Raw genomic sequence first — 18928 nt, forward strand, 5'->3', positions numbered from 1 at the left:
GAGCGACGCGACCCGCGAAAGAGAGCCGGAGGCGCTCGCGACCGACGGCGGCGCCGACGACGTGCCGCTGGACATCACCGGCCACGAGGACCGGAAGGCCGAACGCGAGGCCGACAGCGCCGAGCCGGACGGCGGGCTGACGACCGCGGAGCCGGCGGACGAGGCGAGTTCGACGCCGGACAGCGCCGCGGAGCTCATCGCGGAGTCGCCGGCGGAGCCGGCGGCGAACCCCGACGACGAGGTCGAGCCCGTGGAGCTGCTCGTGCAGCTCGCCAAAGACGGCGAGATCGAGCCGTGGGACATCGACATCGTGGCGGTGACGGACAAGTTCCTCGAGGCGCTCGACGAGGCCGACCTGCGGACGTCGGGGCGCGCGCTGTTCTACGCGAGCGTCCTCCTGCGGATGAAGAGCGACGCGATGCTCGACGACGGCGACGACGAACCCGACGAGGAGGACGTCGAGCAGCCGCCGTGGGAGGCGCCGCCTGAGGAGGACGGCCGGCGGCCTACGACCCAGTGGACGCCCTCGAGTCCGAGATGGACCGCCGGCTGGAGCGCAAGCACGCCCGCGGCAACCCGGAGACGCTGGACGAACTCGTCCGCGACCTCCGGGAGGCCGAGCGCGGGTCGTGGTGGAAGGAGTCCCGCGAGTACGACACCAGCGACTCCCCGCAGGGGTTCCGGCGCGGCGTCCAGGAGCTGGACTACCGCTCCGGGGACGAGTTCCGGATGGACGACGAGCCCACGGCCGAGGAGGCGCTCGGGAACGCCCACGAGGAGGACATCGAGGCGACCATCGACGACGTCCGCGAGGTCCTCGACGAGAAGTACGGCGGCGGCCGCACGGAAGTGCTCTACGAGGAGGTCTCCGACGCCGGGGAGTCACGCGTGCAGACGTTCCTCGCCCTGCTCTTCCTCGCGCACCGCGGCGCGGTCACGCTCGAACAGGACGACCTGTTCGGCGACCTCTGGGTCTGCGAGAACTAGAACGCGAACCAGTCGGTGACGCGGCCGGAGTCGTGGAGCCGCCAGCGCTGGCGGGCGGTGCCGCCGTCGTCTGTCTCGACGGACAGCGTCGCGTCGAACAGCGGTTCGACCGTCGCGAGGAGGTCGTCGTCGGCGCTCGCGGAGACGTGGAAGTGGCCCATGCCGTCCGCGTCGCGGACCGAGCTCGCGAGCAGGTGGAGGAAGCGGAACAGCCGCTCCTCGTCGAGGTCGCCGGAGCGCACGGCGTCGAAGAACGGGTCGAGGCCGTCGACGCAGAACCGGAGTTCGCCGGGGTTGTCGGCGGTCGCGGCGACGCGGTCGAAGGCGTCCGTGACGGCGGTCGTGAGCGCCGCGAAGTCCGTGGGGTCGTCGACGCGCTCGTACCACTCGCCGAGCGGCCGCTGGAGCTCCGTCGAGGGGGTCGCGGCGGCCGCCGAGCGCACGCCGGTCTCGGGCGTGGCGTCCACGACGCCGAGCGTCGACGGGTCGGTGCGGCGCGGGCGGTGGCGGTCCAGCACCGTCGAGACGTCGGCCTCGGTCTGGAGGAAGACGTGGCGGCGGTCGAGTTCGGGGGCGCCGAGCAGCCGCTCGCAGGCGGCCTCGCGGCCGGCCGCGTCGCTGACGACGAGGACGTTGCAGCCGTCCCGCTTCAGCGCCGCGAGCTCGGTCGAGAACGCTTCGGCGTCCGCGTGCTCCCCCATAAGTCGTCCTAACAAACGCGGCAGTGGTATTTACATTTTGGGTCCGCGGACGCGAATCTTACCGCGTTACCCCGTCAACGCGCCCGCTTCACAGGTAGTCGCCGAGGAGTTCGTCGACGCGGTCGCGGGTGTCCGCGGGGATGGCCTCGGTGGGCGTGTTCACGGTGCCCTCGAGGGCCTGCCCGCAGTCGCAGTCCCGCTCGTCGGGCAGCGTCTCGATGGCGTGCTCGACGGTGCGCTTGATGGCGTCCTCGTTGGCCGCCGCGTTCTCGAGGACTTCCTCGAGGGTGACCTCGCTGTCGGCCTTCCAGACGTCGTAGTCGGTGACGCCGGCGACCGTCGCGTAACACATCTCGGCCTCGCGGGCGAGCTTCGCCTCCGGGATGGCGGTCATGCCGACGAGGTCCCAGCCCTGCGCCTTGTAGAACTCCGACTCCGCGCGCGTCGAGTACTGCGGCCCCTCGATGCAGACGTACGTGCCGCCCTTCTGGGTCTCCGCGTCGGTCGCCTCCGCCGCGGACTCGTGGAGGTGGTCGACCATGTGCGGGCAGTAGGGGTCCGCGAACGGCTGGTGGACGACGACGCCGTCGCCGAAGAACGTGGAGTCGCGGTGTTTCGTGCGGTCGAAAATCTGGTCGGGGACGACCAGCGTCTGGGGCGGCAGCTCCTCCTTGAGGCTGCCGACGGCGTTCGACGCGAGGATGCGCTCGACGCCGAGCTGCTTGAGCGCGTAGATGTTCGCCCTGTACGGGAGGTTCGTCGGCGAGCGCTGGTGGTCGGGGCCGTGCCGCGGCAGGAACGCGACCTCGGTGCCGGTGTCGCCGAACTCGCCGACCGTGACGGGCGCGCTCGGGTCGCCGTACGGGGTCGTCACGTCCTCCTCGCGGACGCCGTTCAGCGGGAGCGCCTCGTAGATGCCGGAGCCGCCGATGAAGCCGATCATGGCACGAGGTCGACGGCGGACGCACCTAAACGAACCGATGGCGGTCAGGCGTCGACGCGGAGCTTCCACTCGTCGGGGCTGGCCTTCACGAGCACGTCGCGGCGGACCATCTCGTCGAGCACTTCGTCGAGGCGGTTGGGCTGGGCGATCTCCATCTCGATGCGCTCGACGTCGTGGTACGCCGAGAGGAGGTCGAGGATCTCCTCGCGGGTGTACGGGCCGTCGCCGTCCTTCTCCATGACGCCGGAGATGAGGTCGATCATGTCCTCGATGAAGTTCCACGGGTAGACGACCCACGTCCACTCGTCGAGGTACTCGCCGACGTAGTCGGGGTCGTACTCGCTGGTGCCCAGCAGCTGGAGGGTGGCGGTGCGGATCTCGTTGGCGTCCCGCTCGGCGACGTACTCGTGAGCGCGCTCGATGGAGCCGCCGGTGTCGGCGATGTCGTCGATGATGAGGACGTCCTTGTCCGCGACGGAGCCCTCCGGCATCGGGTACCGGACCTCGGGCTCGTCGGCCTTCTGGGCGGTGCCGACGTAGTGTTCCATCTTGAGGCTCGTGAGGTCGTCGAGGCCGAGGAAGTCACAGAGACACCGGCCCGCGAACCAGCCGCCGCGGGCGAGCGCGACGACGACGTCGGGCTCGAACTCGGAGTGCTTGACGTCGTCGCTGACGTCCCGGCAGAGACCGTAGATGTACTCCCAGTTGGTGATAGTGCACTTGAACTCGTCCGGGAGGTCGCTCATTACGTATGGGCAGTCGGACACCTCGCTACTTAACGGTTTACAGGTGCGCTCGAGGCGGTTGCGCGCGTCAGCCGGGCGCCGGCGGAAGGAAAACACGCAACACGCGGGAGCGAGAACCCGCTTGCATGACCGAGACGCGAGCCCTCCTCGTGGACGCGTTCACCGACGAGCCGTGCGCGGGGAACGCGGCGGGCGTGGTGCCGGCCGCCGACGACCTGACCGACGGCCAGATGCAGGCCATCGCGGCCGAGCTCGGCGCCAGCGAGACCGCGTTCGTCCGCGAGAGCGACGACGCCGACCGCCGGATTCGGTACTTCACGCCGACCGAAGAGGTCGACCTCTGCGGGCACGCGACCATCGCGACCCACGCCCACCTGTTCGCGGACGGCGCCGTCGACGCGGGCGAGCACACGCTGGCGACGAACGTCGGCACGCTCGACGTCGAAGTCGAGGCCGACGGCACCGTGTGGATGACGCAGAACCCGCCCGAGATCCGGGAGGTCGACGTGAGCTACGAGCGCGTCGCGAGCGCGACCGGGCTGGAGAAGGAGGCGCTCCGGGGCGCGAGCGACGACCTGCCGCTCGCGGTGGCATCGACCGGATTCCCGTTCCTCGTCGCGCCCGTGACGTACCTCTCGGACCTCGGGGACGCCAGTCCCGACTTCGACGCCGTCGAGGCGCTCGCCGACGAGGTCGGTGCGAACGGCGTGTACGCGTTCTCGTTCGACGCGCTGGACGGCGACTCGACGCTCCACGGCCGCGCGTGGGTTCCGGGCGCCGGTATCGACGAAGACCCCGTGACGGGGACGGCCAGCGGCGCGACTGGCGCGTACCTCGAACGCTACGGCGCGTTCGGCGGCGACATCGCCGAGGAGATGGTCTTCGAGCAGGGGCACTTCGTCGACCGGCCGGGCAACGTCCGCGTGCGAGTGCGGGACGGCGGCGCGCCGAAGGTCGGCGGAACCGCGGTCGAGACCCTCGACGGCGCCCTGCAGGTGCCGCCGGCCGACGACGAGGAGATTCTGGAGGCCTAGTCCTTCGAGTTCGGCGCCTCGCCGAAGTCGAACGCGTCGTCCTCCTTGAGTTTCCGGAGCTCGCGGTTCACGGACTGGAGGTCGTTCTGCATGTCCGCGAGCCGGTCGTCGAGCACGCTCACGATGTCGCTCTTCACGCGCTGGGTGTCGAACGTCTCCGAGAGCGCGTCCTCGTTGGCGGCGGTCAGCGTCTTGTACAGCGACCACGCCTTCCCGAAGCGGTAGACGAGCACGCCGACGACGGCGAGCACGATGCCGGGGGCCGCGGCCGACAGCGCCTGCCCGGTCGCCGAGGAGTCCGCCGAGAGGATGTCCCACGCTTCGAGCCCGCCGAGCGCGACCCCGCCGCCGACGAGGGCGAGGCCGACGACGGCGAACGCGGACGTGAACAGGAAGTACTTCCCCGCGTGTACGGCTGCGCGTTTCGCGTCCATGCCCGAGTGGAGACGAGCCGCCGGCTAAAATCCTCCGCTGGGCCGCGACCGGCGGACGCCGACCCCCGAGTACGGGCCGTAGCGCGGCCAAGTGGTACTCGGAGCCGAGTTCGTAATTCTTGCGCTTGAGACGTTCGCAACCTTCTTATGAGCAGTTCCGGTCTATCTACCTGTCAATGGCTGTTCGATGGCTGGAAGACGTACGGGCCGACGACATCGACAGTGTCGGCGGCAAGGGCGCCTCGCTCGGCGAACTCACGGACGCCGGGCTCCCCGTCCCCCCGGGGTTCGTCGTGACCGCGGGAACGTACCGCTCGTTCATCGAGGACGCGAACATCGACGACGAGCTGTTCGACGCCGTGGACGTCGACCCGGAGGACTCCAGCGCGCTCGCCGACGCGGAGGCAGCCGCGAAGGACCTCATCCTGAACACCGAGCTCCCGGAGCACATCCGCGAGAACATCCTCTCGTCGTACGACGACCTCGACGACGGGGCGGCGTCGGTCGCCGTGCGGTCGTCGGCGACCGCCGAGGACCTCCCGGACGCGAGCTTCGCGGGCCAGCAGGAGACGTTCCTCAACATCACCCGCGAGGAGCTCGTCGACCGCGTGAAGCGCTGCTGGGCGTCGCTGTTCACCCAGCGCGCCATCTACTACCGCGAGGAGCAGGGGTTCGCCCACCGCGACGTCGACATCGCGGTCGTCGTCCAGAAGATGGTCGACGCCGAGAAGTCCGGCGTGATGTTCACGAGCCACCCCTCCACGGGCGCCCACGAGGCCATCATCGAGGCCGCGTGGGGACTCGGCGAGGCGGTCGTCTCCGGCTCCGTCTCCCCGGACAACTACCACGTCGACCGCGACACCGGCACGGTCGAGGAGGTCTCTATCGCGGACAAGAAGGTGATGTGCGTCCGCGACCCGGAGACCGGCGAGACCGCCGAGCGCGAGGTCCCCGAGGAGAAGCGCGAGCAGCGCGTGCTCTCCGACGAGGAGATTCTGGACCTCGTGACCATCGGCGAGCGCGTCGAGGACCACTACGGCGAACCGCAGGACGTCGAGTGGGCGATGGTAGACGGCGACATCTACATGCTGCAGTCGCGGCCCATCACGACCATCGACGAGGACACAGAGATGACCGAGAACGACGACACCGGCGAGGAGCTCGTGAACGGCCTCGGCGCCAGCCCCGGCATCGCGTCCGGCCCGGCTCGCGTCGTCACCAAGCTCGACCAGCTCGACAAGGTCGGCGAGGGCGACATCATCGTCACGGAGATGACGACGCCGGACATGGTGCCCGCGATGAAGCGCGGCGCCGGCATCGTCACCGACGAGGGCGGCATGACCAGCCACGCCGCCATCGTCTCCCGCGAGCTCGGCTGTCCGGCAGTCGTCGGCGCGACGAACGCCACCGACGTCCTCCACGACGACCAGATCGTCACCCTCGACGGCGACCGCGGCACCGTCACCGAGGGCCGCACGGAGGAGGAGACCGAGCGCAACCCCATCGAGGAGGCGCGCCCGACGACGCCCGTGAAGCCGATGACCGCGACCGAGGTGAAGGTCAACGTCTCGATTCCCGAGGCCGCCGAACGGGCCGCCGCGACGGGCGCCGACGGCGTCGGCCTGCTCCGCACGGAGCACATGATTCTCTCGACGAACAAGACGCCCGAGCGCTACATCGCCGACCACGGCGAGGACGCCTACGTGGACGAGCTCGTCTCCGGCGTTCGCGAGGTCGCCGAGGAGTTCTACCCGCGGCCCGTCCGCGTCCGCACGCTCGACGCGCCGACCGACGAGTTCCGGCAGCTCGAGGGCGGCAGCGACGAGCCCCACGAGCACAACCCGATGCTGGGCTACCGCGGCATCCGCCGCAGCCTCGACCGCCCCGACGTGTTCAAGCACGAGCTGGAGGCGTTCAAGGACCTCTACGAGATGGGGTACGACAACGTCGAGATCATGTTCCCGCTCGTGAACGACGCCGACGACGTCCGGCAGGCCCGCGAGCTCATGGTCGAGGCCGGCATCGACACCGAGAAGCGCACGTGGGGGGCGATGATCGAGACGCCCGCGGCCGCGCTCTCCGTCGCGGAGCTCGCCGCCGAGGGCATCGACTTCGCGTCGTTCGGCACGAACGACCTCACGCAGTACACGCTCGCCGTCGACCGGAACAACGGCAACGTCGCCGACCGCTTCGACGAGCTCCACCCCGCGGTGCTGGACCTCATCGAGACCGCCATCGAGACCTGCCGCGAGCACGACGTCGCCACCAGCATCTGCGGGCAGGCCGGCTCGAAGCCCGAGATGGTGAACTTCCTCGTGGAGACCGGCGTCTCCTCCATCTCCGCGAACATCGACGCCGTCCGGGACGTCCAGCACGAGGTCAAGCGCGTCGAACAGCGCCTGATTCTCGACGACGTCCGGTGACGCGGTAGCCCCCGCAATCCGTCGCCGGGGAGAACACTTATTCGCTCGCTGGCCGAAACGCCGCCCATGAGCGACGACGACTCCCCGTGGGTGCCGCGCTGGACGGTCCTCGCGACCGCCGCCACCGGCGTCGTCGCGGCACTCGCGTACGCCCTCACCCTCCCGTACGCCAGTTACGCGGCCGGCATTACCGCGGTCGGCGTCCTGTACGTCCTCTACAAGTGGGGCCAGCAACGCGAGCGCCCCTCGAAGTACAGCGACGACCCCGACGAGAAGCGCCGCCAGATGGAACAGGAAGGACGCGCGGGCGGCTACGGCGGGAACCAGTAGCGGGGCCGCTCCGCCGACCGCAAGCCGTTTCAGCGAACTCGCCGTACGCGTCGGTATGCTCGCGTACCACGCCGCCTTCCTGCTGTTGGTCGTCGGTTCGACGGGCTTCTTCGTCGCGCTCGCCGCGCTGAACGTCCGGCACGCCGACCGGACGGTTCGCGAACGCAGCGAGTGGCTCGCCGACGCGGTCGGCGTCGACGACCCCGAGGAGTTGCTCGACTACCACCGGCTGACGACCGCTGCGAGCCAACTCCAGAGCGTCGTTGTGCTCGGCGTCGTCCTGCTCGTGCTCTACACCGGCCTGTTCGGCGATGCCGTGGCCGCAGCCTACGACCTCGTCGGGAGCGACCTGCTCGCGGGCGTCGCCGTGTTCGTCGGCGCCGCGCTCGCGTTCCAACTGCTGCGCGTGCCGTTCGACGCCTTCGAGACGTTCGCCGTCGAGGACGCGTTCGACTTCAACGAGCAGTCCCCGAAACTGTTCGTCCGCGACAAGCTCGTCAGCACCGCGTTCACCGCCGCGCTCGTCGCCGCGCTCGGCGCCGCCGTCCTGTTCGTCGTGGACGCGTTCCCCGAGTGGTGGTGGCTCGCCGCTACGGGCGTCGTCGGCGTCTTCCTGCTCGCCACCCAGATTATCGTGCCGCGCGTGTTCCTCCCGCTGTTCTACGACTTCGACCCCGTCGAGGACTCGAGCCTCCGCGAGGCCGTCGACGACGTCTTCGAGCGCGCGGGCTTCACCTGCGACGACGTCTACGTGATGAACGCGAGCTCCCGGTCGGGCCACTCGAACGCCTTCTTCACGGGGTTCGGCGCGACCAAGCGCGTCGTCCTCTTCGACACGCTCGTCGACCAGCTCGACGAACCGGAGCTCCAGAGCGTGCTCGCCCACGAGCTCGCCCACTGGAAGAAGGGCCACATCTGGCAGGGGATGGCCGCCAGCGTCGTGCAGGCCGGGATTCTGCTGTTCGCCGCGCAGTTCCTCGTGGAGTCGTCGTGGCTGTACGCGATGTTCGGCGCGCCCGAGGTGCCCGCCGCGGGCCTGCTGCTCGCCGCGCTGTGGGTCGAACCCGTGAGCCAGTTCGCCAGCCCGCTCTCGAACAAGCTCTGGCTCGCGAACGAGCGCGAGGCCGACGCGTTCGCCGTCGACGTGATGGACGGCGGCGGGCCGCTCGCGGACGCGCTCGCCGCGCTCACCAGCGAGAACCTCGGCAACCCCTTCCCGCACCCCCTCTACGAGGCGTTCCACTACCAGCACCCGCCGGTCCCCGAGCGCATCCGCTACCTCACGGACGGAGAGCGGAACCGCTAAATCGCTCCCTCGACTCGCTGGTGGTATGACCGGCGCGGCGTCGACGCCCACCCCGCAGGAGTTCGACCGCGTGCTCTCCTCGATGTGTACGGAACCCCACCCGGCCGCCCGCGAGGCCGCCGTCGCGTTCCTCGCGGACAACCCCGGCGACCCCGCGACCTACCCCGCCGTCGCCGACCTCGAAGCCGACGCCGTCGACGCGCTCGGTGACGTCGTCGGCCTCAGCAACCCCCACGGCTACGTCGGCTCCGGCGGCACCGAAGCGAACATCCAGGCGGTGCGGGCCGCGCGCAACCTCGCGGACGGCGACGTCAACGTCGTCGCGCCCGAGAGCGCGCACTTCAGCTTCCAGAAGGCCGCCGACGTCCTCGACGTGGAGTTGCGGCTCGCGCCAACGGACGACGACCACCGCGCCGACGTCGACGCCGTCGCCGCGCTCGCGGACGACGACACCGCGCTCGTCGCCGCGGTCGCCGGCAGCACCGAGTACGGCCGCGTCGACCCGATTCCCGCGCTCGCCGACGTCGCCGGCGACGCGGACGCGCGCCTCCACGTCGACGCCGCGTGGGGCGGGTTCGTCCTCCCGTTCACCGACCACGACTGGAGCTTCGCGGACGCCGCCGTCGACACGATGACCGTCGACCCGCACAAGATGGGGCGGGCGCCGATTCCCGCCGGCGGCTTCCTCGCCCGCGACAGCGAGACGCTGGACGCGCTCGCCGTCGACACCCCCTACCTCGAATCCGACGCCCAGCCCACGCTCGGCGGCACGCGCTCGGGCGCCGGCGTCGCCGGCACGCACGCCGCCCTCGACGCGCTCTGGCCGGACGGCTACCGCGACCAGTACGAGCGCGCGCAGGCCAACGCAGACTACCTCGCGGACGAACTCGCCGCGCGCGGCTACGACGTCGTCGACCCCGTGCTCCCGCTGGTCGCCGCCGACCTCCCCGACGACGAGTTCGGCGCGCTCCGGGACGCCGGCTGGCGAATCTCCACCACGAGCGCGGGCGAACTCCGCGTCGTCTGCATGCCCCACGTCACCCGCGAGATGCTCGACGCGTTCCTCGCGGACCTCACCGATGTCGGTAACGTTTAATCCCGCACCAGTCCATCACACAGACAGTGCTCTCGTCCGCCCCGCTCGCGCTCTCTATCGACCTCGGTGCAGTCGAAGGAGCCGTCCGTGCCGCGACCGGCTGGCCGGGGCTCGGCATCATCTTCGTCTACTCGTTTCTCATCGCGTTCGTCCTCCCGCTGCCCAGCGAGGTCGTCCTCTGCCCCGCGGGCTACGTCTGCGGGAGCGCCGCGACGCTCGGCCTCGGCCTCCCCGGACCCGCGCTCGTCGCGGTCGTCGTCGCGGTCAGCGGCGCCGGGAAGTCCCTCGGCAGCATCATCGCGCTCTCGGTCGGCCACGGCGCCAGCCACTCCGGCGTCGTCGTGCGCGCGCTCCGCCGGCTCGGCTTCGACCCCGTCGAGTGGTCGAAGAGCCGCATGGTCGAACTCGTCCAGACGTACGGCTACTACGGGATGGCCGTCGGGCTCAGCGTCCCGTTCTTCCCGGACACCATCTCCCTGTACGCGTTCTCCGTCATCGAGAAGGACTACCGGCGGTTCGCGCTCGCGACGTTCGCCGGCAGCGTCGGCCGCCTCGTCGTCACCATCGTGCTCATCGAGGGCGTGCTGTTCGTCGCCTGACCACACACTGCCGCGCCGCAACCAGCGGGCTTTAGGCCCGCGCCGGGCGAACGGACACCCATGACCTACGAGGACTTCCCGACCGACGACCAGACGGTGGTCACCGCGGGGCTGCCGTACGCCAACGGCGACCTCCACATCGGCCACCTGCGCAGCTACGTGAACGCCGACGCGTTCACGCGCGGGCTCCGGAAGCTCGGCCAGGACGCCATCTACGTCTGCGGCAGCGACATGCACGGCACCCCCATCGCGGTCAACGCCGCCGAGGAAGGCGTCAGCCCCGAGGAGTTCGCGCTCCGCCACCACGAGCAGTACGAGGAGACGTTCCCGAAGTTCAACGTCGACTTCGACCAGTACGGCCACACCCACGACGAGACCAACACGCAGCTCACGAAGGAGTTCGTGCGCACGTGGGAGGAGAACGGCCACGTCTTCGAGAAGGAGATCGACGTCGCCTACGACCCCGACGCCGACCAGTGGCTCCCCGACCGCTACGTCGAGGGGACGTGCCCGTACTGCGGCGAGCACGCCCGCGGCGACGAGTGCGACGAGGGCTGCCAGCGCCACCTCGAACCCGGGGAGATCGAGGACCCCGTCTCCTCGCTCACCGGCAACCCCGCGGAGTACCGCCGCCGCGAGCACAAGTTCCTCCGGCTCTCGGACATGCAGGAGCACCTCCAGGGGTTCATCAACCGGATGGAGGGGACGAGCAACGCCCAGAACCAGCCCCGCGAGTGGATCGAGGGCGAACTGCAGGACCTCTGCATCACGCGGGACCTCGACTGGGGCATCGACTACCCCGGGGAGAGCGTCGCTCGGGACGACAGCGGGGAAGCCGCGAACGGGAGCGACGACCTCGTGCTGTACGTCTGGGTGGACGCCCCCATCGAGTACGTCTCCACGACGAAGCAGTACAGCGAGCGCACCGGTGACTTCGACTGGGAGACCGTCTGGAAGGACGGCGACGGCGAGATCGTCCACGTCATCGGCCGCGACATCATTCAGCACCACACCGTCTACTGGCCGGCGATGCTGGAGGCCGCCGACTACGCGGAGCCCCGGGCGGTCTGCGCGACCGGGTTCGTGAACATCGACGGGAAGGGCCTGTCGACGTCGAAGAACCGCGCCATCTGGGCGGAGGAGTACCTCGACGAAGGGTTCCACCCGGACCTCCTCCGGTACTACATGGCGACCGCGAGCGGCTTCGAGCAGGACGTGAACTTCTCGTGGGACCGGTTCGCCGAGCGCGTGAACAGCGAACTCGCCGACGTCGTCGGGAACTTCGCCTACCGGGCGCTGTTGTTCGCGAACCGGAACTTCGGCGGGACGCCCGAGGCCGCGGTCTCGGACGACGTGGAGACCGAGATCGCGCAGGCGATGGACGACTACGAGGACGCGCTCAACGACTACGACCTGAAGTCGGCCGGGGAGCGCGCGGTCGCGCTGGCTCGCTACGGCAACGAGTACATCCAGCGCAACGAGCCGTGGAAGCTCGACGACGACGAGGCGGCGCCGGTCATCCGGGACTGCGTGCAGCTCGTGAAGGCCGTCGCGGTGCTGCTCCAGCCGTTCACGCCCGAGAAGGCCGACGAGGTCTGGGCGCAGCTCGGCGAGGACGGCTCCGCGGCGGACGCCACGGTCGGCGACTGCCTGCAGGCGCCGCCCGCGGAGTTCGGCGAGCCCGAGGAGCTGTTCACGAAGGTCGAGGACGACCGCGTCGAGGAGCTCGACGAGAAGCTCCAGGCGAAAATCGAAGCCGCCAGTACCGACGAGGGCGACGGCGAGGACGTGAGCGAAGCGTCCGACACCGAACTCGAACCGCTCGCCGACGAGCGAATCACCTTCGAGGACTTCCAGAGCCTCGACCTGCGCGTCGGCGAGATTCAGTCCGCGGAGGGCATCGAGGGCGCCGACGACCTCGCGCGCCTCGAAGTCGACGTCGGCCACGAGGTCCGCCAGATCGTCGCGGGCATCAAGCAGCTCCACGACCTCGACGACCTCCCGGGGAAGCGCGTCGTCGTCGTCGCGAACCTCGAGAAGGCCGAGCTGTTCGGCGTGGAGTCCAACGGCATGGTGCTGGCCGCCGGCGAGGACGCCGACCTCCTCACCACCCACGAGGACAGCGAGCCGGGTACGAAAGTGAAGTAGGGCTTGCAGGCGGCGGACCGGTTCCGGTGCGCGCTGCCGCCGTTCCGCGTCCGAGCGCACCGGCCCCTCGTCAGGTCACGCGCCCGGTTGGTTCCGTTTTGGTACTTGAATCTACGCGAGAGGTGGTATCCTCGCCAACCGAGAAACTGGCAGCCGAGCATCCGCGAGCGAGCGGTTCGGAGAACCCGAGCGAAGCGGTTCACCGAGCGCGCAGCGCTCGGGCGCCGAGGACCCCCGAAGGGGGTCCGACGGCGCTTTTGGCCGAGCTTTTGCCGAGGGCCGCCTACGGCGGCCCGCAGCGCAAAAGGTCGTTTTAGAGGTCCTCGACGAGGTCGCCGAGCTTCTCGACGTCCATGGCCTCCATGGTCTGCATGTTGATGCCGTATCGCTCGGCGGCGATGGAGGCCTGGAGGGCGGCTTCGCGGTCGGGCGCGTCGAAGATGAGGAGGACGTCGCGTTCGCCGAGGAGGACGTAGGCGTCCTCGAGCGTGCAGTCCTGGGCTTCGAGGTCGGTGCGGACGTCGCCCCAGATGGCCGACAGCTCTTGGGCGTTCTGGAACTGGCCGGTCTCGATGTTCGCGATAGCGGCGTAAGTCGGCATACACGAGGGTTGTGTCGGCCCCGGGAAATGCGCTGTGGCGGGCGGACTACTCGGAGGCGAGTTAATCACGTACGTTTTTGCGTGGCGGCGTCGTAGCCGCGGCGTATGAGAAACGCGAAGATCGTCTGTACGCTGGGGCCGGCGACAGACGACGAGTCGTCGATACGGTCGCTGGTGGACGCGGGGATGTCCGTGGCGCGCATCAACGCGAGCCACGGCGGCCTCGACGACCGCCGGGAGCTGATCGGGACGGCGCGGCGGGTCGACGAGGTGACCGAGGAGCCGCTCGCGGTGATGCTGGACACGAAGGGGCCGGAGGTCCGGACCGCCGAGACCGACGAGCCCGTCCACGTCGAGACCGGGAGTCTCGTGGAGTTCGTGCCGAACGCGGAGACGACCGGCGCGACCGTCGGGCTGTCGACGAGCGTCGCAGCGGCCGAACCCGGCGACCGCGTGCTGCTCGACGACGGGCGCATCGAGACCGTCGTCGAGTCGGTCGAGGGCGACGTGGTGACGGCCCGGGTGGAGTCCGGCGGCGAGCTCGGCAGCCGGAAGGGCGTGAACGTCCCGGGCGTGGACCTCGACCTCGACGTGGTCACGCAGAAGGACCGCCGCGACCTCGAACTCGCCGCGGAGGAGGACGTCGACTACGTGGCGGCGAGCTTCGTGCGGGACGCCGACGACGTCCTCGAGGTCGAGCGCGTGCTGGAGTCGTTCGGCGCGGACGTCCCCGTGGTCGCGAAGATCGAGCGGGCGGGCGCCGTGGACAACCTCGACGGCATCGTGGAGGCCGCGGACGGCGTGATGGTCGCTCGCGGCGACCTCGGCGTGGAGTGCCCGATGGAGGACGTGCCGATGATTCAGAAGCGCATCATCCGGCGCTGCCGGGACGCGGGCGTCCCCGTCATCACGGCGACGGAGATGCTGGACTCGATGGTGCACGCGCGGCGGCCGACGCGCGCGGAGGCCAGCGACGTCGCGAACGCGGTGCTGGACGGCACGGACGCCGTCATGCTCTCGGCGGAGACGGCGGTCGGCGACGACCCGACGCGGGTCGTGGAGACGATGGACCGCATCGTCAGCGAGGTCGAAGGGAGCGGCGAGTACGCCGAACTGCAGGAGCAACGCGTCCCCGAAGCGGACGGCACCGCGAAGACCGACGCGCTCGCGCGGTCGGCGCGCTACCTCGCCCGCGACATCGACGCGAGCGCGGTCGTCGTCGCCTCCGAGTCCGGCTACACCGCGCGGAAGGCCGCGAAGTTCCGGCCGCGCGTCCCCGTGGTCTGCGCGACCCCTTCCCACCGCGTGCGCCGCGAACTCGCGCTCAACTGGGGCGTCCACGCGGAGTACGCGGCGGTCGCGGAGGGCGACGCGACCACGGTCGTCGAGCGCGCGGTCCAGGCCGCCGTCGACTCGGGCGTCGTCGACAGCGGCGACACGGTGGTCGTGCTCGTCGGCATGATGACGGACCTCGAGGGCGCGAGCACGACGAACACGCTGAAAGTCCACGTCGCCGCAGAGACCCTGACGGTCGGCCAGTCGGTCGTGAAGGGACGGGTCACCGCGCCCGTCGCCGTGCTCGACGACGGCGACCTCTCCGGAGTCCCCGACCGCGCCGTGGTCGTGCTCGGCGCGGACTTCGACGACGAGTTCCACGGCGACCTCTCGAAGATCGCCGGCATCGTCACCGCCCAGTCCGGGATGACCGGCTACCCCGCGATGGTCGCGCGCGAACTCGACGTCCCCATGGTCGGTGACGCCGACCTCGGCGACGTCGCCGACGGCCGCGTCGTCACCGTCGACGGCGAGCGCGGCGTCGTCTACGCCGACGAGTCCTGACCGCGCGAACCCGCGCGTTTTTCCCCCTCGACGGGGTACGGTCGTGCATGTCCGAGGACGACGAACGCGCGTGGCGCTACGAGGTCGACGAAGTCGGCCCCGACGCCGAATCCGACGTGCGAGCCATCGAACCCGGCTCCCCCGCCACCGAGAACGTCGCGTTCTTCCTGCTCGGCGTCGCCGCCATGGTCGGCGTGCTCGCGCTGCTGTTCGTCTGAGCGGTGGGTCTCCTCTCCGTTCGTTTCGTCGGCCTCGTTCGCAAATCGTGCTCTCCCTGCGGTCGCCCACGCAGCTCGCGGCTCACTCCGTTCGCCGTCTTCTCGCGGGCTTCGCCCGCTCGAACGGTCCGAGGGACTCCGTCCCTCGCTACTCGCATCAACGTGGCGCGCACACGGCGCGCCACGCAGGAAACGGTTTTCCCGCCGCCGCCCCAACTCACGGGTATGATCGAAGCGTTCGGGTACTCGCTGTCGTTCCTGCTCGTCGTCGTCGGGACGGCGCTGTGCGTCATGGAGGCGCTCGCGCCCGGCGCACACCTCATCGTCCTCGGCGTCGCGCTGCTGGTCGCCGGCCTCGTCGGGCTGTTCGTGCCGGCGGCCGCGACCCCGTTCGTGCTCGCTGGCCTCGTCCTCGTCGTCGGCGCGGCCTCGCTGTACCTCTACCGGAACTACGAGGTATACCAGGGGACCGGCCGCGGGCAGTCGCTGGACGCCGACGACCTCCGCGGGAAGCGCGGCTACGTCCTCGAGGAAGTGACGCCGCGCTCGGGCCGCGTGAAAATCGAATCCGGCGGCTTCAACCCGACGTACGGCGCGCGCACCATCTCCGGCAGCATCGAGGAGGGCGAGGACGTCGTGGTCGTCGACCCGGGCGGGGGCAACATCCTCACCGTGGAAGCCGTCGACGGCGCCGACGACATCGACCGCGAACTCGACCGGGACGCCGACGGCGCCTGAACGACGGGTCGCCGGCGGCGCGAACCGTACCAACACTTATTGTCCGCTCGCCGAACGTTTACGCATGGAGTTGACCCCGCTACAGACGGGCGGCGCGGTGATACCGGCAGTCGGACTGCTGTTGTTGCTGCTGTTGGCCGTCGTCGTCTACGAGGCCGTCGAAATCGTGGACGCCTACGAGAAGAAGGCGCTCACGGTGTTCGGGGAGTACCGCGGCCTCCTCGAACCCGGCATCAACATCGTGCCGCCGTTCGTGGCGCGCACGTACCCCTTCGACATGCGCACGCAGACCATCGACGTGCCACAGCAGGAGGCGATCACCCGCGACAACTCGCCGGTGACCGCCGACGCCGTCGTCTATATCCGCGTGCGGGACGCCAAGCGGGCGTTCCTCGAAGTCGACCACTACAAGACCGCCGTCTCGAACCTCGCGCAGACGACGCTGCGCGCGGTGCTCGGCGACATGGAGCTCGACGAGACGCTGAACAAGCGACAGGAGATCAACGCCCGCATCCGCACGGAGCTCGACGAACCCACCGACGAGTGGGGGATTCGCGTCGAGAGCGTCGAGGTCCGGGAGGTCAACCCCTCCCAGGAGGTCCAGAAGGCGATGGAGCAGCAGACCAGCGCCGAGCGCCGCCGCCGCGCCATGATCCTGGAGGCGCAGGGCGAGCGGCAGTCCGCCATCGAGAACGCGCAGGGTGACAAGCAGTCGAACATCATCCGCGCGCAGGGTGAGAAGCAGTCCCAGATCCTCGAGGCGCAGGGTGACGCCATCTCCACCGTGCTCCGCGCGAAGTCCGCGGAGTCGATGGGCGAGCGCGCCATCATCGAGAAGGGGATGGAGACCCTCGAGGGCATCGGCGAGGGCGAGTCGAACACGTTCGTGCTCCCGCAGGAGCTCACGAGCCTCGTCGGCCGGTACGGCAAACACCTCGCCGGCAGCGACGTCGCCGGCGGCGGCGCGGACCTCGACAGCCTCGACTTCGACGACGAGACCCGCGAGCTCATCGGGCTCGACAACATCGACGAGATCCTCAACCAGATCAGCGAGGAGGCCGACATCGACCCCGAGAAGCTCGAAGAACAGGCCGAGGCCGTCCAGCGCGGCGAGGACGCCGGCCTGACGAACACGGACGAGGTCATCGAGGAGATGGACCAGGAGTTCGAGACGGGCGACAGCGGTACTGGCGGCAGCGACGGCGACGACGGGAAGAACGCGTAACCGGACGGCCGCGCCGCGTGCCAGCCGGTACCGAACGCTTTTCTCGGGTGACCGCTTACGGGGACGTAGATGGGCATCGACGAGGACAAGCGCTCGACGCTCCGCCGGTTCGCCGCCGTCGGCGCAGCGAGCCCGCTGACCCGTCTCGCCGGCGGCGACGACGACGGCGAGGGCGGCGACAGCGACGTCCGGGACGCCATCACGGGCTACGTGACGGCGACGCCGGGCGCGCACTTCTCGAAGCTCCGGGACGACCTGCAGCTCGGCACCGGAGAGACCCAACACCACCTCCGGCGGCTGCTCGAGGAGTCCGCCGTCGAGAGCGAGCGCGACGGCGACTACAAGCGGTTCTTCCCCGCGGAGCGGTTCTCCCCGTTCGAGAAGCGCGCGCTCGGCTACCTCCGCCGGGAGACCCCGCGCGGGATGGTCGTCGAACTCCTCCGGAACCCCGACGCGACCGCCAGCGACCTCGCGGAGTCGCTGGACGTGTCCCCGGCGACCGTCAGCAAGTACGCCGCGCAACTGGAGGACGCGGGCGTGCTCTCCCGGGCGGACGGCTACGCCGTCGAGCGCCCGGAGACCCTCATCACGCTGCTCGTGCGGTACGCCGACTCCTTCGACGCGAACGCCGCCGAGTTCGCCGGCGAGGCCGCCGACCTCCTCTCCTACGAGCCCTGAGTGGCGCTGGTCTATCGAGCCGAACAGCGGCAGCTACGTCGAAAACGATTGCGCTCCGTTCGGCCGAGTACTCAGGCTTCGACCTTCCACGTCGTCGACGAGGAGTACCCCCAGCGCTCGACGTCGACGTCGAACTCGCCGGCCTCGATGGCGGGCATGTTCGCGCCGACCTCCTTCGCGGAGAGGTCGAGCTCGTCGCCGATGAGCCGCGACTTGAAGTACGTGCGGTCGTCGGCGTGGTCCCGGAGGTAGTCGAGGATGCGACGCTGCTTCGGGGTGAGTGACTGACTCGCCGCGGCTGACGCGCTCATACCAGTACAGTGGCGCGGTTCCCCCAAGAGGGGTTTGGTACGTGCGGTAAATCGACCGCTGTCGTGCGGTTTCGGCGCCCCGCAAGCCGGGGGTCGTGACTGGGAGCGCGCGTATTGGTAGGCGCGGTTAACGCCGCCGGGCGCGCCGAGGCAGAAAGTTCTTACCCGGCCACGGCGGAGTTCTCGGGTAATGAGCGAGTCGGGCGTCGAGGTCAGCGTCGTCCTCCCGGCGTACAACGAGGCCGCCACCATCGAGTCGACGGTCCGGACGACGCTCGCGACGCTCGACGGCTTCCTCCCCGCGGGCAGCTACGAGGTGGTCGTCGCGGAGGACGGCTGCGACGACGAGACCCCCGAGATCGCCGCGCAGCTCGCCGCCGAGGACGACCGCGTCCTGCACTTCCACAACGACGAGCGGCTGGGCCGCGGCGGCGCGCTGAACGCCGCGTTCCGGGCGGCGAACGGCGACACGTTGGCCTACTTCGACACGGACCTCGCGACGGACATGCGCCACCTCGAGGAGCTCGTCGAGAGCGTGCGCTCCGGGGACGCCGACGTCGCCACCGGCTCC

Annotated in this window: 19 protein-coding genes and 1 pseudogene; 14 read left to right on the forward strand and 6 right to left on the reverse strand. The window is 70.0% G+C overall.

The features are described 5' to 3' along the window. A pseudogene (locus GJ634_RS08640) lies at window positions 1-987 on the forward strand (segregation/condensation protein A); the annotation flags it as partial. Here the strand turns inward: GJ634_RS08640 and GJ634_RS08645 are convergent. The 3 genes from GJ634_RS08645 to GJ634_RS08655 form a co-directional block, all read right to left on the reverse strand. Then, window positions 984-1688: a hypothetical protein gene (locus GJ634_RS08645; protein ID WP_157502188.1), complete on the reverse strand. Its 705-nt coding sequence runs from the start codon at window positions 1686-1688 to the stop codon at window positions 984-986. The pseudogene GJ634_RS08640 and the gene GJ634_RS08645 overlap by 4 nt on opposite strands. 88 nt (window positions 1689-1776) lie before the next feature. Continuing rightward, on the reverse strand, window positions 1777-2631 hold the full coding sequence (gene mtnP / locus GJ634_RS08650; RefSeq protein WP_157502190.1) for an S-methyl-5'-thioadenosine phosphorylase: 855 nt from the start codon (window positions 2629-2631) through the stop codon (window positions 1777-1779). A gap of 44 nt (window positions 2632-2675) precedes the next feature. Continuing rightward, window positions 2676-3377, reverse strand: a complete 702-nt coding sequence (locus tag GJ634_RS08655; RefSeq protein ID WP_157502192.1) for a phosphoribosyltransferase — start codon at window positions 3375-3377, stop codon at window positions 2676-2678. Between the two features lie 125 nt (window positions 3378-3502). Between GJ634_RS08655 and GJ634_RS08660 the strand changes: the two genes are divergently transcribed. After that, window positions 3503-4411: a PhzF family phenazine biosynthesis protein gene (locus tag GJ634_RS08660; RefSeq protein WP_157502194.1), complete on the forward strand. Its 909-nt coding sequence runs from the start codon at window positions 3503-3505 to the stop codon at window positions 4409-4411. Here GJ634_RS08660 and GJ634_RS08665 read toward each other — a convergent pair. Next, entirely contained in the window at window positions 4408-4845 is a 438-nt protein-coding gene (locus tag GJ634_RS08665; RefSeq protein ID WP_157502196.1) for a hypothetical protein, read from the reverse strand. The genes GJ634_RS08660 and GJ634_RS08665 overlap by 4 nt on opposite strands. Window positions 4846-5021: 176 nt before the next feature. Here GJ634_RS08665 and ppsA point away from each other — a divergent pair, with 176 nt between their 5' ends. The 6 genes from ppsA (at window position 5022) to metG (ending at window position 12747) form a co-directional block, all read left to right on the forward strand. Next, window positions 5022-7268 carry a pyruvate, water dikinase gene (gene ppsA, locus GJ634_RS08670; protein ID WP_157502198.1) on the forward strand — a complete coding sequence of 749 codons (2247 nt, stop codon included), beginning with the start codon at window positions 5022-5024 and terminating at the stop codon, window positions 7266-7268. A gap of 66 nt (window positions 7269-7334) precedes the next feature. After that, a complete protein-coding gene (locus GJ634_RS08675; protein WP_157502200.1) occupies window positions 7335-7598 on the forward strand; it encodes a hypothetical protein in 264 nt (87 codons plus the stop codon). Window positions 7599-7653: 55 nt separating this feature from the next. Next, window positions 7654-8904, forward strand: coding sequence for a M48 family metallopeptidase (locus GJ634_RS08680; RefSeq protein ID WP_157502202.1), 1251 nt, complete (start codon window positions 7654-7656; stop codon window positions 8902-8904). Window positions 8905-8929: 25 nt separating this feature from the next. Then, window positions 8930-10000 carry a tyrosine decarboxylase MfnA gene (mfnA, locus tag GJ634_RS08685; protein WP_157502204.1) on the forward strand — a complete coding sequence of 357 codons (1071 nt, stop codon included), beginning with the start codon at window positions 8930-8932 and terminating at the stop codon, window positions 9998-10000. Window positions 10001-10026: 26 nt separating this feature from the next. Beyond that, window positions 10027-10599, forward strand: a complete 573-nt coding sequence (locus GJ634_RS08690; protein WP_331714071.1) for a VTT domain-containing protein — start codon at window positions 10027-10029, stop codon at window positions 10597-10599. A 60-nt stretch (window positions 10600-10659) separates the two neighbouring features. Next, the gene (metG, locus tag GJ634_RS08695) at window positions 10660-12747 is read left to right on the forward strand and encodes a methionine--tRNA ligase (RefSeq protein WP_157502207.1); all 2088 of its coding nucleotides are present in this window, start codon (window positions 10660-10662) and stop codon (window positions 12745-12747) included. A 313-nt stretch (window positions 12748-13060) separates the two neighbouring features. Here metG and GJ634_RS08700 read toward each other — a convergent pair whose 3' ends face one another. Then, complete coding sequence (locus tag GJ634_RS08700; protein ID WP_157502209.1) at window positions 13061-13348, reverse strand: GYD domain-containing protein; 288 nt, start codon at window positions 13346-13348, stop codon at window positions 13061-13063. 105 nt (window positions 13349-13453) lie between these two features. On the opposite strand from GJ634_RS08700, the gene pyk reads away from it, so the two are divergent. The 5 genes from pyk to GJ634_RS08720 all read left to right on the forward strand — a co-directional run bounded on the left by pyk (window position 13454) and on the right by GJ634_RS08720 (window position 18046). Beyond that, a complete protein-coding gene (gene pyk / locus GJ634_RS08705) occupies window positions 13454-15187 on the forward strand; it encodes a pyruvate kinase (RefSeq protein ID WP_157502211.1) in 1734 nt (577 codons plus the stop codon). Between the two features lie 47 nt (window positions 15188-15234). Continuing rightward, entirely contained in the window at window positions 15235-15405 is a 171-nt protein-coding gene (locus GJ634_RS15460; protein ID WP_197425458.1) for a hypothetical protein, read from the forward strand. Between the two features lie 225 nt (window positions 15406-15630). Then, window positions 15631-16143, forward strand: coding sequence for an NfeD family protein (locus tag GJ634_RS08710; protein ID WP_157502213.1), 513 nt, complete (start codon window positions 15631-15633; stop codon window positions 16141-16143). Between the two features lie 64 nt (window positions 16144-16207). After that, window positions 16208-17368 (forward strand): SPFH domain-containing protein, encoded by a 1161-nt coding sequence (locus tag GJ634_RS08715; protein WP_157502215.1) that lies wholly within the window; start codon window positions 16208-16210, stop codon window positions 17366-17368. Between the two features lie 69 nt (window positions 17369-17437). Continuing rightward, the gene (locus tag GJ634_RS08720) at window positions 17438-18046 is read left to right on the forward strand and encodes an ArsR family transcriptional regulator (RefSeq protein ID WP_157502217.1); all 609 of its coding nucleotides are present in this window, start codon (window positions 17438-17440) and stop codon (window positions 18044-18046) included. 71 nt (window positions 18047-18117) lie between these two features. On the opposite strand, the gene GJ634_RS08725 is transcribed toward GJ634_RS08720, so the two are convergent. Continuing rightward, window positions 18118-18357 carry a hypothetical protein gene (locus GJ634_RS08725; protein ID WP_157502219.1) on the reverse strand — a complete coding sequence of 80 codons (240 nt, stop codon included), beginning with the start codon at window positions 18355-18357 and terminating at the stop codon, window positions 18118-18120. 190 nt (window positions 18358-18547) lie between these two features. Between GJ634_RS08725 and GJ634_RS08730 the strand changes: the two genes are divergently transcribed. Continuing rightward, on the forward strand, window positions 18548-18928 hold a 381-nt coding region (locus tag GJ634_RS08730; RefSeq protein ID WP_157502221.1), incomplete at its 3' end, for a glycosyltransferase.

This window comes from Halobacterium sp. CBA1126 (assembly GCF_009741975.1).
Taxonomy (GTDB): Archaea; Halobacteriota; Halobacteria; order Halobacteriales; family Halobacteriaceae; genus Halobacterium.